Origin of the sequence: uncultured Lutibacter sp. (assembly GCF_947495725.1) — a bacterium.
GTDB lineage: Bacteria > Bacteroidota > Bacteroidia > Flavobacteriales > Flavobacteriaceae > Lutibacter.
In genome coordinates this window covers 209110-227465 of sequence record NZ_CANLZZ010000004.1, presented here as the reverse complement: position 1 = coordinate 227465, position 18356 = coordinate 209110, and the positions used below count along the sequence as shown (strand labels likewise).

17 protein-coding genes and 1 tRNA gene are annotated in these 18356 nt (G+C 30.0%); 7 read left to right on the top strand and 11 right to left on the bottom strand.

Going from position 1 to position 18356, the window contains the following annotated elements:
- Positions 1 to 24 precede the first annotated feature (24 nt).
- The gene (locus Q0776_RS10620; protein ID WP_298367942.1) at positions 25 to 888 is read right to left on the bottom strand and encodes a sigma-70 family RNA polymerase sigma factor; all 864 of its coding nucleotides are present in this window, start codon (positions 886 to 888) and stop codon (positions 25 to 27) included.
- Between the two features lie 149 nt (positions 889 to 1037).
- On the opposite strand from Q0776_RS10620, the gene Q0776_RS10615 reads away from it, so the two are divergent.
- The 3 genes from Q0776_RS10615 to Q0776_RS10605 are packed head-to-tail and all read left to right on the top strand — an operon-like array spanning position 1038 to position 2642.
- Entirely contained in the window at positions 1038 to 1604 is a 567-nt protein-coding gene (locus tag Q0776_RS10615; RefSeq protein WP_298367939.1) for a sigma-70 family RNA polymerase sigma factor, read from the top strand.
- The gene (locus Q0776_RS10610) at positions 1604 to 1795 is read left to right on the top strand and encodes a hypothetical protein (RefSeq protein WP_298367937.1); all 192 of its coding nucleotides are present in this window, start codon (positions 1604 to 1606) and stop codon (positions 1793 to 1795) included. Before Q0776_RS10615 ends, Q0776_RS10610 begins: the two co-directional genes overlap by 1 nt.
- A 22-nt stretch (positions 1796 to 1817) precedes the next feature.
- Entirely contained in the window at positions 1818 to 2642 is an 825-nt protein-coding gene (locus tag Q0776_RS10605) for a mechanosensitive ion channel domain-containing protein (RefSeq protein WP_298367934.1), read from the top strand.
- 111 nt (positions 2643 to 2753) lie between these two features.
- On the opposite strand, the gene Q0776_RS10600 is transcribed toward Q0776_RS10605, so the two are convergent.
- The 5 genes from Q0776_RS10600 to Q0776_RS10580 all read right to left on the bottom strand — a co-directional run bounded on the left by Q0776_RS10600 (position 2754) and on the right by Q0776_RS10580 (position 10230).
- Positions 2754 to 4979, bottom strand: coding sequence for a polyribonucleotide nucleotidyltransferase (locus Q0776_RS10600; protein ID WP_298367931.1), 2226 nt, complete (start codon positions 4977 to 4979; stop codon positions 2754 to 2756).
- A 139-nt stretch (positions 4980 to 5118) separates the two neighbouring features.
- Complete coding sequence (gene rpsO / locus Q0776_RS10595; RefSeq protein WP_298367929.1) at positions 5119 to 5388, bottom strand: 30S ribosomal protein S15; 270 nt, start codon at positions 5386 to 5388, stop codon at positions 5119 to 5121.
- A 225-nt stretch (positions 5389 to 5613) separates the two neighbouring features.
- Positions 5614 to 6474, bottom strand: coding sequence for an acetyl-CoA carboxylase, carboxyltransferase subunit beta (gene accD, locus Q0776_RS10590; RefSeq protein WP_298367926.1), 861 nt, complete (start codon positions 6472 to 6474; stop codon positions 5614 to 5616).
- A gap of 107 nt (positions 6475 to 6581) precedes the next feature.
- Entirely contained in the window at positions 6582 to 7649 is a 1068-nt protein-coding gene (gene fbaA / locus Q0776_RS10585) for a class II fructose-bisphosphate aldolase (protein ID WP_298367924.1), read from the bottom strand.
- 115 nt (positions 7650 to 7764) lie between these two features.
- Entirely contained in the window at positions 7765 to 10230 is a 2466-nt protein-coding gene (locus Q0776_RS10580; RefSeq protein ID WP_298367921.1) for a BamA/TamA family outer membrane protein, read from the bottom strand.
- 77 nt (positions 10231 to 10307) lie between these two features.
- On the opposite strand from Q0776_RS10580, the gene Q0776_RS10575 reads away from it, so the two are divergent.
- Positions 10308 to 11036: an RNA methyltransferase gene (locus tag Q0776_RS10575; RefSeq protein WP_298367920.1), complete on the top strand. Its 729-nt coding sequence runs from the start codon at positions 10308 to 10310 to the stop codon at positions 11034 to 11036.
- On the opposite strand, the gene Q0776_RS10570 is transcribed toward Q0776_RS10575, so the two are convergent.
- The 5 genes from Q0776_RS10570 to Q0776_RS10550 all read right to left on the bottom strand — a co-directional run bounded on the left by Q0776_RS10570 (position 11033) and on the right by Q0776_RS10550 (position 16132).
- Positions 11033 to 11728: a porin family protein gene (locus tag Q0776_RS10570; RefSeq protein ID WP_298367918.1), complete on the bottom strand. Its 696-nt coding sequence runs from the start codon at positions 11726 to 11728 to the stop codon at positions 11033 to 11035. The two genes, Q0776_RS10575 and Q0776_RS10570, sit on opposite strands and share 4 nt — an antisense overlap.
- 3 nt (positions 11729 to 11731) lie before the next feature.
- Entirely contained in the window at positions 11732 to 12460 is a 729-nt protein-coding gene (gene ubiE, locus Q0776_RS10565) for a bifunctional demethylmenaquinone methyltransferase/2-methoxy-6-polyprenyl-1,4-benzoquinol methylase UbiE (RefSeq protein ID WP_298367917.1), read from the bottom strand.
- Positions 12461 to 12468: 8 nt separating this feature from the next.
- The gene (locus tag Q0776_RS10560; protein WP_298367914.1) at positions 12469 to 13368 is read right to left on the bottom strand and encodes a NifU family protein; all 900 of its coding nucleotides are present in this window, start codon (positions 13366 to 13368) and stop codon (positions 12469 to 12471) included.
- 106 nt (positions 13369 to 13474) lie between these two features.
- The gene (locus tag Q0776_RS10555; RefSeq protein ID WP_298367911.1) at positions 13475 to 14818 is read right to left on the bottom strand and encodes an outer membrane protein transport protein; all 1344 of its coding nucleotides are present in this window, start codon (positions 14816 to 14818) and stop codon (positions 13475 to 13477) included.
- Positions 14819 to 14848: 30 nt separating this feature from the next.
- Positions 14849 to 16132: a hypothetical protein gene (locus Q0776_RS10550; RefSeq protein ID WP_298367910.1), complete on the bottom strand. Its 1284-nt coding sequence runs from the start codon at positions 16130 to 16132 to the stop codon at positions 14849 to 14851.
- Positions 16133 to 16235: 103 nt separating this feature from the next.
- Between Q0776_RS10550 and proS the strand changes: the two genes are divergently transcribed.
- From proS to rpsT, 3 genes are all read left to right on the top strand, one after another.
- Positions 16236 to 17714, top strand: coding sequence for a proline--tRNA ligase (gene proS, locus Q0776_RS10545; protein ID WP_298367908.1), 1479 nt, complete (start codon positions 16236 to 16238; stop codon positions 17712 to 17714).
- 86 nt (positions 17715 to 17800) lie between these two features.
- Positions 17801 to 17872 (top strand) — tRNA-Glu (locus tag Q0776_RS10540).
- A 25-nt stretch (positions 17873 to 17897) separates the two neighbouring features.
- A complete protein-coding gene (gene rpsT, locus Q0776_RS10535; RefSeq protein ID WP_298367906.1) occupies positions 17898 to 18149 on the top strand; it encodes a 30S ribosomal protein S20 in 252 nt (83 codons plus the stop codon).
- Positions 18150 to 18356: the final 207 nt, after the last annotated feature.

Below are 18356 nucleotides of genomic sequence, written 5' to 3'. Positions count from 1 at the left end.
AAAAGTTAACTTTAAAAATAAAGATTAACCTAAATAAGTTTTTAATATTTTACTTCTAGAAGTGTGTTTTAATCTTCTAATTGCTTTTTCTTTAATTTGACGAACACGTTCACGTGTTAAATCAAAAGTTTCACCAATTTCTTCAAGAGTCATTGGGTGTGCATCGCCTAAACCAAAGTATAATTGAACAACATCAGCCTCTCTTGGAGTTAATGTTTCCAAAGCACGTTCAATTTCAACTTTTAAAGATTCGTGTAATAATGATTTATCTGGGTTTGGAGACTCATCAGTATTAAGTACATCATAAAGGTTTGAATCTTCACCTTCAATTAATGGAGCATCCATTGATACATGACGACCAGAGTTTTTCATAGACTCTTTTACGTCATTTACGGTCATATCTAATTTTTTTGCAATTTCTTCAGCAGAAGGAGGTCTTTCGTTCTCTTGCTCCAAAAATGCATACATTTTATTAATTTTATTGATAGAACCAATTTTATTTAAAGGTAAACGAACAATACGAGATTGTTCTGCCAACGCTTGTAAAATAGATTGACGAATCCACCAAACTGCGTAAGAAATAAATTTAAATCCACGAGTTTCATCAAAACGTTTTGCAGCTTTAATTAAACCTAAGTTACCTTCGTTAATTAAATCTGGAAGTGTTAATCCTTGATTTTGATATTGTTTAGCAACCGAAACAACAAAACGTAAATTTGCTTTTGTTAAGCGTTCCAATGCAACTTGATCTCCTGCTTTAATTCGTTGAGCTAATTCAACCTCCATTTCGGCGGTAATTAAATCAACTTTTCCTATTTCTTGTAAATATTTATCTAATGATGCGGTTTCTCTATTAGTAACCTGTTTTGTTATTTTAAGCTGTCTCATTTAAAAACTGAAAATTTTTGTGTTTATTTATAGCGTACATAATATATACGTAGTATTTTTGTAAATGTTACAAAATAAATCATAAATTAATCTTTTGTGACTAAATATGTATTTAAGTGTCTTAAACAATATTAACCCAAAGTAATTTTTTGAAACAACAAAAAGAAATATCGTTATTATCGGATAACGAACTTATTAATAAAATAGTGCAAACTAACAATACACAATTGTTTGCAGTATTGTATGATAGGTATGCGGGTGTTGTTTATAATAAGTGTTATGGGTTTGCGTCTTCAAAAGAAGAAGCACAAGATTTAACTCATGACGTTTTTATTAAGCTTTTTGTTAAGCTTAGGACATTTAAAGGAAATGCGAAGTTTTCTACTTGGCTGTATTCTTTTACTTATAATTTTTGTGTTAATTATGTAACACGAAATAATTATAAGAAAAATGAAAAGAATTTTGAAGGAGAATTACAAGATTCTGAAGAATTAGACTCAAGTGATGAAACTATTTTTAGTATGAAATCCGATAAGCTAAAAAAAGCATTAGAGATAATTGATCCAAATGAAAAAATGATTTTATTGTTAAAATATCAAGATGATTTTTCAATAAAAGAAATTCAGGAGGCGATGGATATTGGAGAAAGCGCAGTAAAAATGCGATTAAAGAGAGCAAAAGAAAAATTAATAAGTGTATATAAAAATCTTAATTAATGGATAATCCGTTTAAGAAAATATTACATAACGAAGAAGTTCCTAAAATATTGAAGGAGAAGATAATTAATGATATATCATTAATTAAACTTTCTATTGATATGGCAGACCTATTTGTTGTGAAATACCCTAATACAATAGGGGAATTTTTAGATACAGATAATAAAAATACCAAAAAGAAAAAAGAATAATTACTAACCCAAAATTAATAAAATGAAATTTTTTATTCAATCAAGTCAAATGAATTTATCGTTCGCAGAAGATTTATGGAATAGGTTTTTAGGAGTATTGCCAAAAATATTATTAGGAATAGGATTAATAATATTAGCAATTATTATTTTAAAAGTTGTGAACGTAATTCTGAAAAAATTATTAAAACTATCAAATATTGATAGCTTAACAACAAAATTAAATGAAGCTGAATTATTTGGTAAAAACGATTATGATGTAGTACCATCAAAAATTTTATTAAAGTTTGTAAAATATTTACTTATTTTAATTTTTGTTGTTATTGCCTCAGATATGTTAGGCTTAACTATGGTTTCTAAAGGAATTGGTAGTTTTATAGCTTATTTGCCAGTTTTAATTAGTTCTTTATTAATTTTTGTTATTGGAGTTTATGTTGGGTCAATGATTAAAAAGGCCATTCATAATTCATTTAAATCAATGGAAATTACTGGGGGGAACTTAGTAGGTAACATTGTTTTTTATTTAATAGTTATTTTTATTTCAATAACATCATTAAACCTTGCGGGTGTAGATACAGACATTATAACTAGTAATATTACATTAATATTAGGATCTATTTTAGTTTCTTTTACAATAGCATTTGGATTAGGAGCTAGAGATGTTGTAACTAGATTACTGTTTGGTTTTTATTCAAGAAAAAACTTTGAAATAGGGCAGCATATTAAAACAAAAAATATTGAAGGAGAAATTCAGCAAATAGATAATATTTGTATTACAATAAAAACAAAGGAAGGAATTGTTGTGCTTCCTATCAAAAAATTTGTAGATCAAAAAGTTGAAATAAGCTAGTTGTTTTATTAAATATAATGTTAGAATATTATGGGTTAGTATTTCTAATATAAAAAAAGCGTCTCATTTCTGAGACGCTTTTTAATTTTATAATAGTTGAGAATTAATAAATTAATCTCTAGATCTAGGTTTTCTATCTCTATCACCACCACGGTTATCTCTTCCTCTATTGTCACGTCCTCTATTATTATCTCTTGGAGGTCTTTCAACAAATCCTTCAGGTTTAGGTAATAATGCTTTTCTAGACACTTTGTCTTTACGAGTTTTAGGATCTTTTCCAAAGTATTTTACATCAAATACATCACCCATATTTACAACATCTGTAACGTTATTTGTGCGTTCCCAAGCTAATTCAGAAATGTGTAATAAAACTTCATTTCCTGGAGCTTCAACATATTCAACAACAGCACCAAAATCAAGCATTTTAATTACTTTAACTTCGTAAACACTACCAACTTGAGGTTTAAACATTAACGAGTCAATTTTAGCTAATACAGCATCAATACCATCTTGGTTTGTTCCTAAAATTTCAACAATACCTTCTTCAGTAACTGGATCTTCGTTAATAACAATAGTACATCCAGTTTCTTTTTGCATTTCTTGAATTACTTTTCCTCCAGGCCCAATTAAAGCACCAATAAAATCATTAGGAATTACTCTAGTAACCATTTTAGGTGAATGCGCTTTTACATCTGCATTTGGCTGTGCAATTGTATCTGTAATTTTCCCTAAAATATGTAAACGGCCGTCACGAGCTTGTTTTAATGCATTTACTAAGATTTCATATGATAAACCTTTGATTTTAATATCCATTTGGCAAGCAGTAATACCATCTGCAGTACCAGTTACTTTAAAGTCCATATCTCCTAAATGATCTTCATCACCTAAAATATCACTTAAAACAGCATAACGATCACCATCAGAAATTAATCCCATTGCAATACCTGAAACTGGTTTTGTCATTTGAACACCAGCATCCATTAATGCCATTGTACCAGCACAAACTGTTGCCATTGAAGATGAACCATTAGATTCTAATACTTCAGATACAACTCTTACAGTATAAGGGCAATCTGCCGGAACCATTCCTTTTAAAGCACGTTGTGCTAAATTTCCATGTCCAACTTCTCTTCTAGAAGTTCCTCTTAACGGACGAGCTTCACCTGTTGAAAAAGGAGGAAAGTTATAGTGTAAGTAAAATCTTTCTTCACCTTCATAAGTTGCCGAATCTAAAATGTTAGCATCTCTTGAAGTTCCAAGAGTAACTGTTGCTAATGCTTGAGTTTCTCCACGTGTAAAAATTGAAGATCCGTGTGTAGATGGTAAGTAATCAACTTCACACCAAATTGGACGAATCTCTGTAGTTTTTCTTCCGTCTAAACGTAAACCTTCTTCAAGGGTTAAGTTACGAATAGCACTTTTTTCAGCTTTAGAATAATATGTAGATATTAAAGCTCCTTTTTCTTCCAATTCTTCTTCTGAAAAAGTAGCTTTAAATGCTTCTTTAATTTCGGCAAATGCAGCACTACGTTCATGTTTAGAACTTCCTGCTTTTGCAATGTCATAAACTTTTTGGTATGCAAAGTCGTGCGCTAATTTTTCTAAAGCTTCATCAGTAACAGCTTTTTCATATTCACGTGTTTCTTTTTTTCCAAAAGATTCTGCCAATGCAATTTGAGCTGCACATTGAATTTTAATAGCTTCGTGAGCAAATTTAATTGCATCAGCCATTTCCTCTTCACTACATTCATCCATTTCACCCTCAACCATCATTACGGAGTCTGCAGATGCACCAACCATCATATCAATATCAGCATCGGCTAATTGAGCTCTACTTGGGTTAATTACAAATTCACCATTAATTCTTGCAACACGTACTTCTGAAATTGGAGTTTCAAAAGGAAGGTCGCTCAATTGAATGGCAGCTGAAGCGGCTAAACCTGCTAATGCATCAGGCATAACATTTGCATCATGAGACATTAATTGAATCATAACTTGTGTTTCGGCGTGGTAATCTTTTGGGAATAATGGACGTAAAACACGATCTACTAAACGCATTGTTAATACTTCATCATCGCTTGGTCTTGCTTCTCTTTTAAAGAAACCTCCAGGATATTTTCCCGCAGCTGCAAATTTTTCTCTGTAATCAACAGTTAGTGGTAAAAAATCAATTCCTGGGCTAGCAGAATAGTTTGATACTACTGTACAAAGCAACATTGCGTTACCCATTCTTACAACAACCGATCCGTGCGCTTGTTTTGCTAGTTTTCCTGTTTCTAAAGAAATGGTTCTTCCATCTCCTAAATCAATAGTTTGTGTATGTACCTTCGGTATCATAAATAATTTTTTAAAATTTAATTAAACAATTGGTCGTTGTTGTGTTGTTGTTTACCAATGAAAAGTTTAATTTAAGCTTTCTTTGAAATAAGAAATTACAAAAAAAAAGAGGCAAAATTTGCCTCTTAATTTGTTGAAATTATTTTCTTATTCCTAATTCTTTAATTATCTCACGGTATCTTACGATATCCTTTTTAATAAGATAATCAAGTAGGTTTCTTCTTTTTCCTACTAATTTTACTAACGAACGCTCAGTATTATAATCTTTACGATTATTTTTTAAGTGTTCAGTTAAGTGGTTAATTCTAAAAGTGAATAAGGCAATTTGTCCTTCTGAAGACCCAGTGTCTGTTGCTGATTCTCCGTGTTTAGCAAAAATTTCTGCTTTTTTTTCTTTTGTTAAGTACATGCTAACATTAATTTATTTAATAATTTTTATGTATTGTTAGTGCAATTGCAAGCTAACAGGCGGCAAATATACTACTATTATTTTGAATAACAATTGATTGGTGTTATTCTTATTGCAAGTATTTTATAAATAACTTTATTTTTTTGTAAAAAAAAGGGAAGTAATAGTTTTATTTATGCGATTATTAAAAGATAAAAAAAAGCGAGCATAATGCTCGCTTTTTTATTAGTTTCTAATTGGTAAATTTTGAATTAAATCTATATATAGATTTATTTGGTGCTTTAAGTTTTTTCGTTCTATAATTTTATCTAAAAAGCCATGTTCAAGCACAAATTCAGATTTTTGAAACCCAGGAGGTAAATCTTTTCCCGTTGTGTCTTTTACAACTCTTGGTCCGGCAAATGCTACTAATGCATTAGGTTCTGCAAAGTTTACGTCGCCTAACATCGCATAAGAAGCTGTTGTTCCACCAGTTGTTGGATCTGTGCATAAAGATATATATGGTATTCCAGCATCAGATAATTGAGCTAATTTTACAGATGTTTTTGCCAATTGCATTAAAGAATAAGAAGCTTCCATCATTCTCGCTCCTCCAGATTTTGATATCATTAAAAAAGGAACCTTATTTTTGATAGAGTAATCAATAGCTCTACAAATTTTTTCTCCAACTACAGCTCCCATAGAACCTCCAATAAAAGCAAAATCCATGGCAGCCACTACTAAATCTTTACCATTAGATTTACCTACAGCTGTTCTAACAGCATCGTTAAGTTGTGTTTTTGCTGTTGCTTGTTTTAATCTTTCGGTATATTTTTTAGTGTCGGTAAATTTTAACGGGTCTTTAGAGACCATATCTTTATCGAATTCTTTAAATTTATTATCATCAAAAAGAATTTCAAAATATTCTTTACTACCAATTCTAACATGGTAACCATCTTCTGGGCTCACATAATAGTTTTCTTTAAGCTCGTCTGTGTCAACAACTTTACCACTAGGAGTTTTATACCATAAGCCTTTTGGTACGTCTTTTTTGTCTTCAGTAGGGGTTTGGATTCCCTTATCTTTTCTTTTAAACCAAGATGACATATATATATTGTTTTAGTTGAAAATTGGAGTGCAAATTACTAAAAAAAATAAAGAGAACATATAAAAATATGTTCTCTTTATCCTTTTTTGAATTATTATAGTATAAATTATAAAGTATCTACACAGTTTAAATCTTTAAAAGCTTCAATTAAACGAGTTTTTAAAGTAGCTTCACCTTTACGTAACCATCCGCGTGGATCGTAGTATTTTTTATTAGGTTGGTCAGCACCATCAGGGTTACCAATTTGAGTTCTTAAATACTCAATTTTTTCGTTCATATAATCTCTAATTCCTTCAGTAAAAGCAAATTGTAAATCTGTATCAATGTTCATTTTTATAACACCGTAACCAATTGCTTCTCTAATTTCTTCTAATGAAGAACCTGAACCACCATGGAATACAAAATTAACTGGATTTGGTTCTGTTCCGTTTTTTTCTTCAATATATTTTTGAGAATTATCTAAGATTTTTGGAGTTAATTTTACATTTCCTGGTTTGTATACACCATGAACATTACCAAAAGATGCTGCAATTGTAAAATTGTCACTTACTTTTTTTAGTTCGTCATAAGCATAAGCAACTTCTTCAGGTTGTGTATAAAGTTTAGATGCATCAACGTCTGAATTGTCTACACCATCTTCTTCACCACCTGTAATACCTAACTCAATTTCTAAAGTCATACCCATTTTAGCCATACGAGCTAAATAAGTTTTACAAATTTCAATATTTTCTTCTAATGGTTCTTCAGATAAATCAATCATATGTGAAGAGAATAGAGGAGAACCTGTTTCTGCAAAGTGTTTTTCACTAGCGTCTAATAAACCATCTATCCAAGGTAATAATTTTTTTGCAGCGTGGTCTGTATGTAAAATTACTGGAACACCATAAGCTTCTGCTAAAGTGTGAACATGTTTAGCACCTGCAACTGCGCCAGCAATAGCAGCTTTTTGTCCATCGTTAGATAATCCTTTACCTGCATTAAATTGTGCACCTCCATTAGAAAATTGAATAATTACTGGAGAGTTTAATTCTTTTGCTGTTTCTAAAACGGTGTTCATACCGTTTGAGCCTATAACATTTACAGCTGGTAATGCAAACCCTTTAGATTTTGCTAATTTAAAGATTTCTTGAACCTGGCTTCCTGTTGCTACTCCGGGTTTAATTGTGTGACTCATAATATTTTATTTGTGTTAATTGTGTTTAATATGATAAAACAAAATTAATGAATAATAAGTGTTTATTTGTTTTTTGGCTAAAAAAAAACGAAAACGAAATAGTATAAAATAGATTTTAAAAAGGATAACTTATACCAAAATTGTATACATTATTTTTAAAGTTTGCATGTTGAAACCATTTATTATTATCTAAATATGGTTCGTAAGTTTTAAAACCAAGGTCTAAGCGAAGTAAAATAAAGCTTAGGTCGTAACGTAATCCAAATCCTGTTCCTACGGCAATATCTTTTAATGAATTAAAACCGTTAAATTTTGAATCGCTAGAAGTTAATTTGGAGTTTGAAATATCCCAAATATTTCCTGCATCAATAAATAAAGCTCCTTTTACACTATTTATAATTTTAAATCGGTATTCTAAACTGCTTAAAAATTTAAGGTTACCCACATTGTATTCTAGTCCGGTTTTTGAGGTTCCTGGACCTAAATCATAAATTTTCCAAGCTCTTAAATCGTTTGGTCCTCCAATAAAATAACTTCTACTAAAAGGTATTGTGTTTGAATTGCTGTAAGGAAAGGCAATTCCTATAAAAGTTCTAAAGGCAACAACATTTTCAAATGAAGGATTCCAGAATTTTTTATATTCTAAGTCGGTTCTTACGTATTGGGCAATTGGTGTGTTAAATAAAAGTTTAGTGCCGTCTTTATCTTTTTTAGAAGTTAATAAAGTTGTTAAATTACCAGAAGAAACAAAGCGTGCTCTAAAAAACGAAAAATCGGTATCCTTGTAATTTTCACTATTATTATAGGTAAATGTATAAGTAGATGATGGAATTAAAACATCTTCTGTAATAATATCGTATCTACTTTTAATATTTTGGGCTGTATTATATTCTGTTGGATTTGAGCTTTCGAAGGTAGCGTTAATATTTGAATTTATAAAGTCAATTACATTGGAAGAAGAAATATCCTCACTAAAATAGGTTGATGCAATATTTTTAATATCTTCAAATTCTGAATTGTAAATATCAAAGTAAGAATTTACATTTAAATTTTGAATAAATTGTGCGCTTAAAAGCTGAAAACTATGTTTTTTTTTAGGTGTTGATTCCCAAGTATAATCTATAATTCCTGTAAATTTTTGTTTATCTAGCCCTATATTTTTTTGTAAGCTTGTACCAACAGAAAAAGTTGTTTTTGGAGACATACTTTTTGAAATAATATTGTCCGGTTTAAAAGGAAATAAAATTCGGGGTAATTCAAGAGCTACTTCACCTCCAATTTCCCAGGCATTAAGTAGTTTTTCGTTGTCTGCAGCATCTTTGGAATCTAAAAACGATCCTTGAACTGAAAATTTTAATATTTCGGATCCTTTAAAAATATTACGATTTAAAAATGAAAGTTTTGTAGAAACTCCAAGTTGTCTAATATTAGAGTGGGTGAGTTCTGAACTAATTGAAATTGAATATTTTTTAAGAGGTGTAAGATAGATGGAAGCCTCTAAATAGTCATCCTCCAATTCGTTATATTTTATATCAACTGTTCTAAAATTATTTAATCTTCTTAAATTTTTACGAGTTAGCTCTCTGGTTTTGTCTTGGTATATTGAGTTTGGCTCAATAAAAACTGCATTCAGTAATAGTTTAGGATTGTATTTTAGGTTTGTTTGCGAAAGAAATTGAAACCCTTTAAAATTTAAACTATCTTTAATTGGGTTGTCTTTTGTGTTGTAAGAATAATCTGTGTAAATATTTATGTTTTTAATTTTTTGAATTTTAAATGGTACATTGGCAATACTATCATTTATAATTAAATCAATGTCCGATTTATAGTTAGCAGTATCTGCATCTACTAAAATGGCGTTTTTATTGAAACGATATATGCCAGAGTTTCTAAACAATTCTGTTATTCTATCTTGCTCTTCAATAAATGTAGAATACTTAAATTGTGCACCTTTTTTTAATAAAGATTCACTTTTTTTAGCGGTGTAAATAGAATCTAAAATAGCTGATTCTATGCTGCTTTTAATAGAATCTAGTTTGTATGGTTTACCGGTGTTAACAGTATAGTTTACAACGGCTTTATTGTTTTTTAAATAATCAACTGTATAGTTTGTTTTAACATTAAAATATCCTTCATTATGAAAATGACTGGTTAAATTATTTGCAGTTTGTTTTGCTTTTTTATTATCGAAAATAACAGGTTCTTCTCCGTTTGTTAACCACCATTTGTGTGTATTTTTTTTAAAGTTGTATAATCCTAAAGTTTGTTTTTTAGAGAAAACTTTGGTTGTAAAATTATAAGATTTTGGATGATTTTGTTTCCATTCTTCAAAACTAGATTCAAATTTAGTATTACCAATATTGTAAAAATATAAAGGAAAAGGAATTCCAAAAACCAATTGATTAGGTCTTTGAACTATATAATCAGTAATTTCATCATCAACATTTTTCTTGTCATTAAGAATTATATTGTTTTTAGTAAGTAAATAGTCATTTTCAGAAACATACTTAACAGAATTACACGAGGAAAAACTAAAAGTTATACTTAATAAGATTATTAATATTATAAAATTGTTTTTCAAATAATAAGAGTTTAAATTTGTTTCAAATGTAAAACTTTTCAAGGTATTACCCAATTACTATTTTTATAATTGAAATAATGAGTCTAAGCAAGAATCAATTAAAATTAATAACGAGTTTAAGACAAAAAAAGTACAGAGTAAAGTATAATTTATTTATTGTTGAAGGAACAAAAGTTGTTAATGAATTTTTAAACTCTAATATAGAATTAGAGCATCTTTACTATACCGAGAATAGTACATTTAATAATGTTGAAAATCGAACGTTAATTTCGGCGAGTGAATTAAAAAAAGTAAGTTCATTAAAAACACCAAATAATGTATTGGCAATTTTTAAGATTCCACAATTTAAGATTCAAGAAAATGATGGTCTTGAACTTGTACTAGACGCGATAAACGATCCTGGAAATTTAGGAACAATAATTAGATTATGCGATTGGTTTGGAATTAAGCAATTGGTGTGTTCTTTGGATACTGTAGATTGTTTTAATCAAAAAGTTGTGCAAGCTTCAATGGGCTCTTTAACCAGAATTAATATTTTATATACCAATTTAGAACTTTATCTAAGTAAATCAAAAAAACCGAAATTTGCGTCATTAATGGATGGTGTAAATGTTTACAAATCAAATTTGCCACAAAATGCAATTTTGGTTATGGGGAATGAAGCAAACGGAATTAGCAATAAAATTTTAGATTTATTAGATAACACTGTTTCAATTCCACGATTTGGAGATTTACAACAAACAGAAAGCTTAAATGTAGCTACTGCAACTGCAATTTTATTAAGTGAATTTAAACGGGGAAGTTAGTGAAATGCAAGTTTTATAAAAATACCACGAGTTCCAAAATAATCTATATTACCAGTCCACGGACTATTGGGATCATTATCATTTACTAACTCTTTATTTATTGCAAAAACACCTCTTATAGATGGTGAGAAAATAAAATAAGGTAAATAAAAATCAACACCAACACCAAATTCATAAGTAAAATTATTCTTTTTCATTCTAAATTCACCATCATAATTATCATCTGGATTGTCTTGATTACTAGAAAAGTTATAGTCATATGAAACGCCTCCAATAAGGTAAGGGCGTAAATTGTTTAATCTATCTGTACTTAATTTAACCAATAGTGGTATTCTTAAGTACGTTCCATTTACATCTCTAATGCTATCTTTTGCGCCATTTAAATGTGTAAATGTTAGTTCTTTAGTGTTACTAGAAAGACCAGGTTCCAATCTAAGATTAACGTTTTTATGAATTCTTAAATCACCTATTAAACCAACATTAAAACCTGTAGATTCTTTTACTTGTATAAAAGTATTTGGGTTGTATTGGTTATAGCTAATTTTAAAACTTTTTTGGTTTAAACCTAAATAATATCCCCAAAAAATAGTTTGTTTATCCCAATTTTGCTTATACCGAACAACATCTCTCTTTTGAGCGCTTAGTGTAGATACTATAAATATTAGAATTATTGCTGTAATTATTTTTTTCATAAACTATTTCTTACCTATATAAATAGATGCCACTCCAAAAGTTTGTGGTCTATTTTCAATATCTATAAACCCAATTTTAGCTAAAATATTGTTGAAAGCTTTACCATAAGGAAAAGAAGCAGCAGAATCGGATAAATATTTATATGCCGATTTATCTTTTGAAAATAGTTTTCCAATAGTTGGCATTATAGATTTAGTGTAAATATTATAGCCCTGTTTGTAGGGAGTTTTAGTAGGTACAGATGTTTCTAAAACAACAAAGGTTCCATTAGGTTTAAGTACACGATAAATTTCAGACAGGCCTAATTCTAAGTTTTCAAAATTTCTTACACCAAAAGCAACTGTAATTGCATCGAAGTAATTATCAGTAAATGGAATTTTTTCTGAATCGGCCAAAACCATTTCAATTTTATTGTTTAACCTAAGTTTATCAATTTTTTGTTTACCTACTTCTAACATTCCTTTTGAAATATCTAAACCGATTATTTTTGAAGCATTTGTTTTTGCTAAATTTATAGCTAAATCTCCAGTTCCAGTTGCTATATCAAGTACAGTTTTAGGGTTTGATTCCGCAACTATTTTTACAACCTTTTGCCTCCACTTTACATCAATTCCAAAAGAAATAACACGGTTTAATCCGTCGTATTCTTTTGAAATAGTATCAAACATTTTAGCAACTTGTTCCTTTTTTCCTAGATTGGAATCTTTATAAGGTTTTACTTTTTCAGACATAAAATAGTTTAGTAATTAACAGCAACAACTTCTTCAATTTTACCAGGAATTAATTGTTTTAACATATTTTCAATTCCATTTTTTAAAGTTATTGTTGAGGAAGGACAACCACTACAAGCTCCTTGTAAAATAACACTTACAATTTTTTCTTCAGAATTGTATGATTGAAACAAAATGTTTCCACCATCAGCAGCAACTGCAGGTCTTATATATTCATCTAAAATTCCAATAATTTGTTTAGAAACATCATCTAAATCATCTGTGTTGTTATTTTCAATATCTTTTTTATCAACTGCCGAAGTTTGTGTGCTTTTTTCCACAATTGTTTTACCTTCAGCAATAAATTGCTTTATAAAACCTCTTATTTCGTTTGTAATTTCGCTCCACTCTACAATGTCAAACTTAGTTATTGAAACATAGTTTTCCGAAATAAATACCTCTTTTATAAATGGGAATTTAAATAATTCTGTAGCTAAAGGAGCGTTTTTGGCTTCTTCTATGTTTTTAAATTCAAAATCTTGATCAACTATTTTTTTGTTAGAAACAAACTTTAATACCGCTGGGTTTGGAGTTACTTCAGAATAAACTTCAACAGGAATTATTTTTTTAGGTTGTTCCTCAATTAATAACTCACCACCATTGTTTAAATAACTTTCAATTTGTTCTTTAACTTCCTCTTGCACATCTGCCCATTCTACAATTGAAAATCGTTCTAAAGCAATAAAATTAGCAGATATTAAAACGCGTTTAATAAATGGTAAATGAAATAGTTGTTGTGCTAAAGGTGAATTTTTTGCTTCGTCTACATTATTATATTCGTAGCTACCACTAGTTAAAACACTAGTAGAAGTAAGCTTAATAATAGTTTCAGATGTTGTTGTATTTATTGTTAAAGAAATTGGTTTCATTTTTTTTATTTATTTGTGCAAAAGTACTAAAACAAATTTAGGTTTTTCATAAAAATGAAAAAACGTCTCTTTTTACGGAGACGTTCTTATTTATGTGTAAATAAATTTAAATATTTAAAACTAAGGTGGCTGTAATTTTCGAATTATCAATGTTTAATTCTGCAGCATCTATTGTGTTGTATTGTGGGTAAAAATTGTATGGGGCAGTATATGAGCTGTTTTGATAAGAAATATCAATTTTTCCTCCTCTAAATTTATAACCTGCTCCCAGTGAAAACCCTTCTAAATTATCCGTTTCTAATGCGTTTTTATAAGGGGAAGTTTCTAAATAATAACCACCTCTAAGTGAAATGTTGTCAAAACGCCATTCGGTTCCAATTCTAAATTCACCAGTACTTTCTAAATCTGTTTTAAAGCTATTATTTTCGTTTGAAAATTCGGCATTTGTTAATTTAATATTGCTATAATTTTTATAAATATAATCAATACTTATTAAACCTTGTTTTTCAAAAATGTAAGCGAAACTACCCGTAAGTTTACTAGGTGTTTTTAATTTGTAGTCAAAAGCACTAATACCTGAGAAATCCGAAATTAATTCATTTGTATTACTGTAGTAAACTTCAACATCATAGTCTAAATAATCTTCTGATAAATTATACCAAACTGGAGATTGGTATGCTAAACCTAAACGAACATTATCACTTGGTTTAGAAATTAAACCAAGATTAAACGAAACACCATCTCCAAAGGTATATAATTCCTGAATTAAAGATGCATCTAAATTATTTCCGTTTCCATCATTATTATTTTCTTCTAGCAAAGTTCTTTGATAATGTTCAATATCGTAAGTAGTAATAGAAGCTCCCAGGTATAAATTATTGTTATATTCTGAAGCAAAAGTAAATGAGTACTTATTGTTTTTTCCATTGGTCAAATTTTCGAAATACTGGCCTGTTGAATTTAAATAAGCAATATTTATATCATTTGCATCATCAATCCAAGTAGGGTAGTTGCTATTTCCGTTAGCAATCCAGAAATCTTCAAAATCGTTAGCAATTCCAAAATTAAACCCTAATGCAATTTTTCCCCAATCAGATCCTCTATTGTTGGTTTTAAAAACAAATACACCTCCAGCTTGTGTAATATCAGAATTACTATTGTCTGTTAATACGCTATTACCGTAATAATTAGATGAAGTTTCGCTATCATTAATACCAAATGATAGAGAAAACTCACTTTTCATAAAAACAGCTGCTCCCGCAGGGTTTGCTTCCATTGCAGATAAATCTCCACCTAATGCACCAAATGCTCCACTCATAGCATTGTAGCGTGCTGTTCCATTAATTTTTTCCTTTGAAAACAGAACACCAATATCATTATATCCTAATGTTTGAGCGTTTGAAATAAACGCAATGCAACATATTATTGCAGCTAAAAATATTTTTTTCATAATGCTAAGTATTTTATATACGTTTTTTAATTATTGCCTTCTTGATGTTCCTCGTGAAGACGATCCAGAAGACGAACTTCTAGAATAGGATGAACTAGATGAGCTCGATGAACTATAAGTTGATGAACTAGGAGTAGAATATGATCTAGAATTACTGCTAGAAGAATAACTACTCGATCTTGGCTGAGAATAACTTCTTGTTGCACGCGAATTAGACGATCTTGAAGCTGTTCTACTCGAATTTGCAGAAACACTTCTTGAATTTGATGTAGACCTACTTTTAGGTACATAATTTACATTAACATTTCTATTTCTTACATTATTAGAAGAATATCTAACTGTTGATGGACTAAAATTATAAGATGTATTTCTTCTTGATGAAGATGATTGTCTTGTTGGATACGAACGACTTGGAGTGTAACTTCTTTGAGAAGCGCCATTTGTTGACCTCGAAGGAGTTCTGTTGTAATTTCTACTGCTAGAATTTATATTTTGGTTGCTAGATCTAGTTCTTCTTGCTGTTGAAGATGATCTTCTTGTTGATGTAGAATTAAGGTTTTTGTTAGCACTAGATGTACTAGATCTTCTACTTATGGTTGAGTTATTTGAAGTTCCTCTTCTAGAGTTTGTATTGTAAGATGATCTTTTACCATACGAATCATATCTATTAAAACTGTTTCGAGCATAATTATATGGGTAATAATTATTGTAGCCATAATATCCAAAAGGAGAATATCTATAAGGATAATAATTGCCATAAAAACCACCATAAAAAGGATAATCATAAAAGCCATTTCCAAATCCAAACCCGTTTCCAAATCCAAATCCATATCCATAACCCCAAGGACGATAATTTCTCCAAGGGCTGTAATAATTGTAATAAAATGGGAAATAATTATATGAATAATCGTAATAAAAAGGATTATGCCAATAGTAACCCATACTTCCAAATCCAGAGTCAACATTAATAGTTACATTATTTGTATGTTCCCAAGGTTCATAATAATTAGAATTTATCGAGTCATTTTCATAAGTGTCATCATAATAATACTCTTCTATGTCTGTAAAAATGTCCTCTTCACCTACATTCTGAATTTCTTCAAGTTTATATGAAAAATAATTTTTATCAAACTCTTGCTTATCTACTACAACTATATCTTCATTATTGTATTGTTGATTACTAGAAGCATAAATACCGTCATCATCATAGTTATAAGCACTTTGATAGGTACCACAAGAATACAAACTAACAAACAGCAATAAAAGCAAAGCTATTTGTGAGCCTTTTCGATTTAAGATTTTTGAAACTTCCATAATCAATTAAAATTTTTATTGTTAACTATTTAAAAAAAACTAATTTTGTCGAAATTAGCATTTTCCATTAGAAAAGATGCAATATTTATGCCAAACTTTTATTATGAGTAAGAATTTAACAAAGAGAGAAATAGATTATTCCAAATGGTACAACGAGTTAGTTGTTAAAGCTGATTTAGCTGAAAATTCGGCCGTTAGAGGATGTATGGTAATTAAGCCATACGGATATGCAATTTGGGAAAAAATGCAAGCAGAATTGGATAGGATGTTTAAAGAAACTGGTCATGAAAATGCCTATTTTCCATTGTTTGTGCCAAAAAGTTTATTTGAAGCAGAAGAAAAAAATGCAGAAGGATTTGCCAAGGAATGCGCAGTTGTTACACATTATAGATTGCAAAATGATCCTGATAATGAGGGAAAGCTTCGTGTTGATCCTGCAGCTAAGTTAGAAGAAGAATTAGTTGTACGTCCTACTTCCGAAGCAATTATTTGGAATACTTATAAAGGATGGATTCAATCGTATAGAGATTTACCTTTACTTATTAATCAATGGGCAAATGTAGTTCGTTGGGAAATGCGTACACGTCTGTTTTTGCGGACAGCTGAATTTTTATGGCAAGAAGGCCATACAGCACATGCAACCAAAAAAGAAGCGCTTAAAGAAGCAATGCTAATGCAAAAGGTTTATGCTGAATTTGCAGAGAACTTTATGGCTATGCCCGTTATTAAAGGAGCAAAATCTGAAAGTGAACGTTTTGCAGGCGCAGATGAAACTTTTACCATTGAAGCCTTAATGCAAGATGGAAAAGCGTTGCAAGCAGGTACTTCTCACTTTTTAGGGCAAAACTTTGCTAAAGCTTTTGATGTAAAATATACTTCAAAAGAAGGAAAACAAGAATATGTTTGGGCAACTTCTTGGGGTGTTTCAACCCGATTGATAGGAGGTTTGATTATGACGCATTCGGATGATTTCGGATTGGTATTACCTCCAAAATTGGCACCAATACAAGTTGTTATTGTTCCAATTTATAAAGGAGAAGAGCAATTAGAAGCCATTTCGGAAAAAGTTGATGTATTTGTAAAAGAACTTAGGTCCAAAGGAGTTTCAGTTAAATTTGATGATAGGGATACCTACAGACCAGGAGCGAAGTTTGCAGAATATGAGTTAAAAGGAGTTCCAGTTAGAATTGCTATTGGAAAAAGAGACTTAGAAAATAATACAGTAGAGATTGCAAGAAGAGATACTTTAGAGAAACAAACTGTATCTCAAGATGATGTAGTTGAGTTTGTAACAGGTTTGTTAAATGATATTCAGGAGAATTTATTTAATAAAGCCATTGCTTACAGGACTGAACATACAACAGTAGTTGATACTTTTGATGAATTTAAGGATGTTATTGAAAATAAAGGAGGTTTTGTTTCTGCACACTGGGATGGCACAATAGAAACAGAGGATAAAATCAAAGAATTAACAAAAGCAACTATAAGATGTATTCCTTTAGATAATAAAATTGAAGAAGGAAAGTGTGTATTTTCGGGGGCTAAGTCAATGCAAAGAGTATTATTTGCAAAATCTTATTAAATTTTTCGAAAAAAGTTTTGCGAATTGAAAAATAGTTGTATTTTTGCATCCGCAATGACGAAATAATGTCATCGAAAAACAATAATGGTCCGTTCGTCTAGGGGTTAGGACGCCAGGTTTTCATCCTGGTAACAGGGGTTCGATTCCCCTACGGACTACAAAAAATTAAACAAAGAATTAATAATGGCAAATCACAAGTCAGCTTTAAAAAGAATTAGAAGTAATCGCGCTAAGCAATTAAGAAACAAGTATCAGCATAAAACTACACGTAATGCTGTAAGAGACTTACGTGCTACAACTGAAAAGAAGGAAGCTGAAGAGTTATTTCCAAAAGTTGTTGCTATGGTAGATAAATTAGCTAAGAATAATATTATTCACAAGAATAAAGCTAGTAATTTAAAATCTAAATTAGCAAAACAAGTTGCGGCATTATAAGTTTTTTAATTAAAAACTATAAAAGAAAGCATCCATTTTTATGGATGCTTTTTTTTTGTAAAACGTTTTTTATTTATATCAAAGCAAATAGTTTACAATTACGATTAATTAGATTGGTTGTTATCTAAACTTGATAAAAAAGGGATATGAGCGCAAAAAGTACCTATAAGGCAAACCCAACTTAATAGGTACGGCAAATGAATGCAG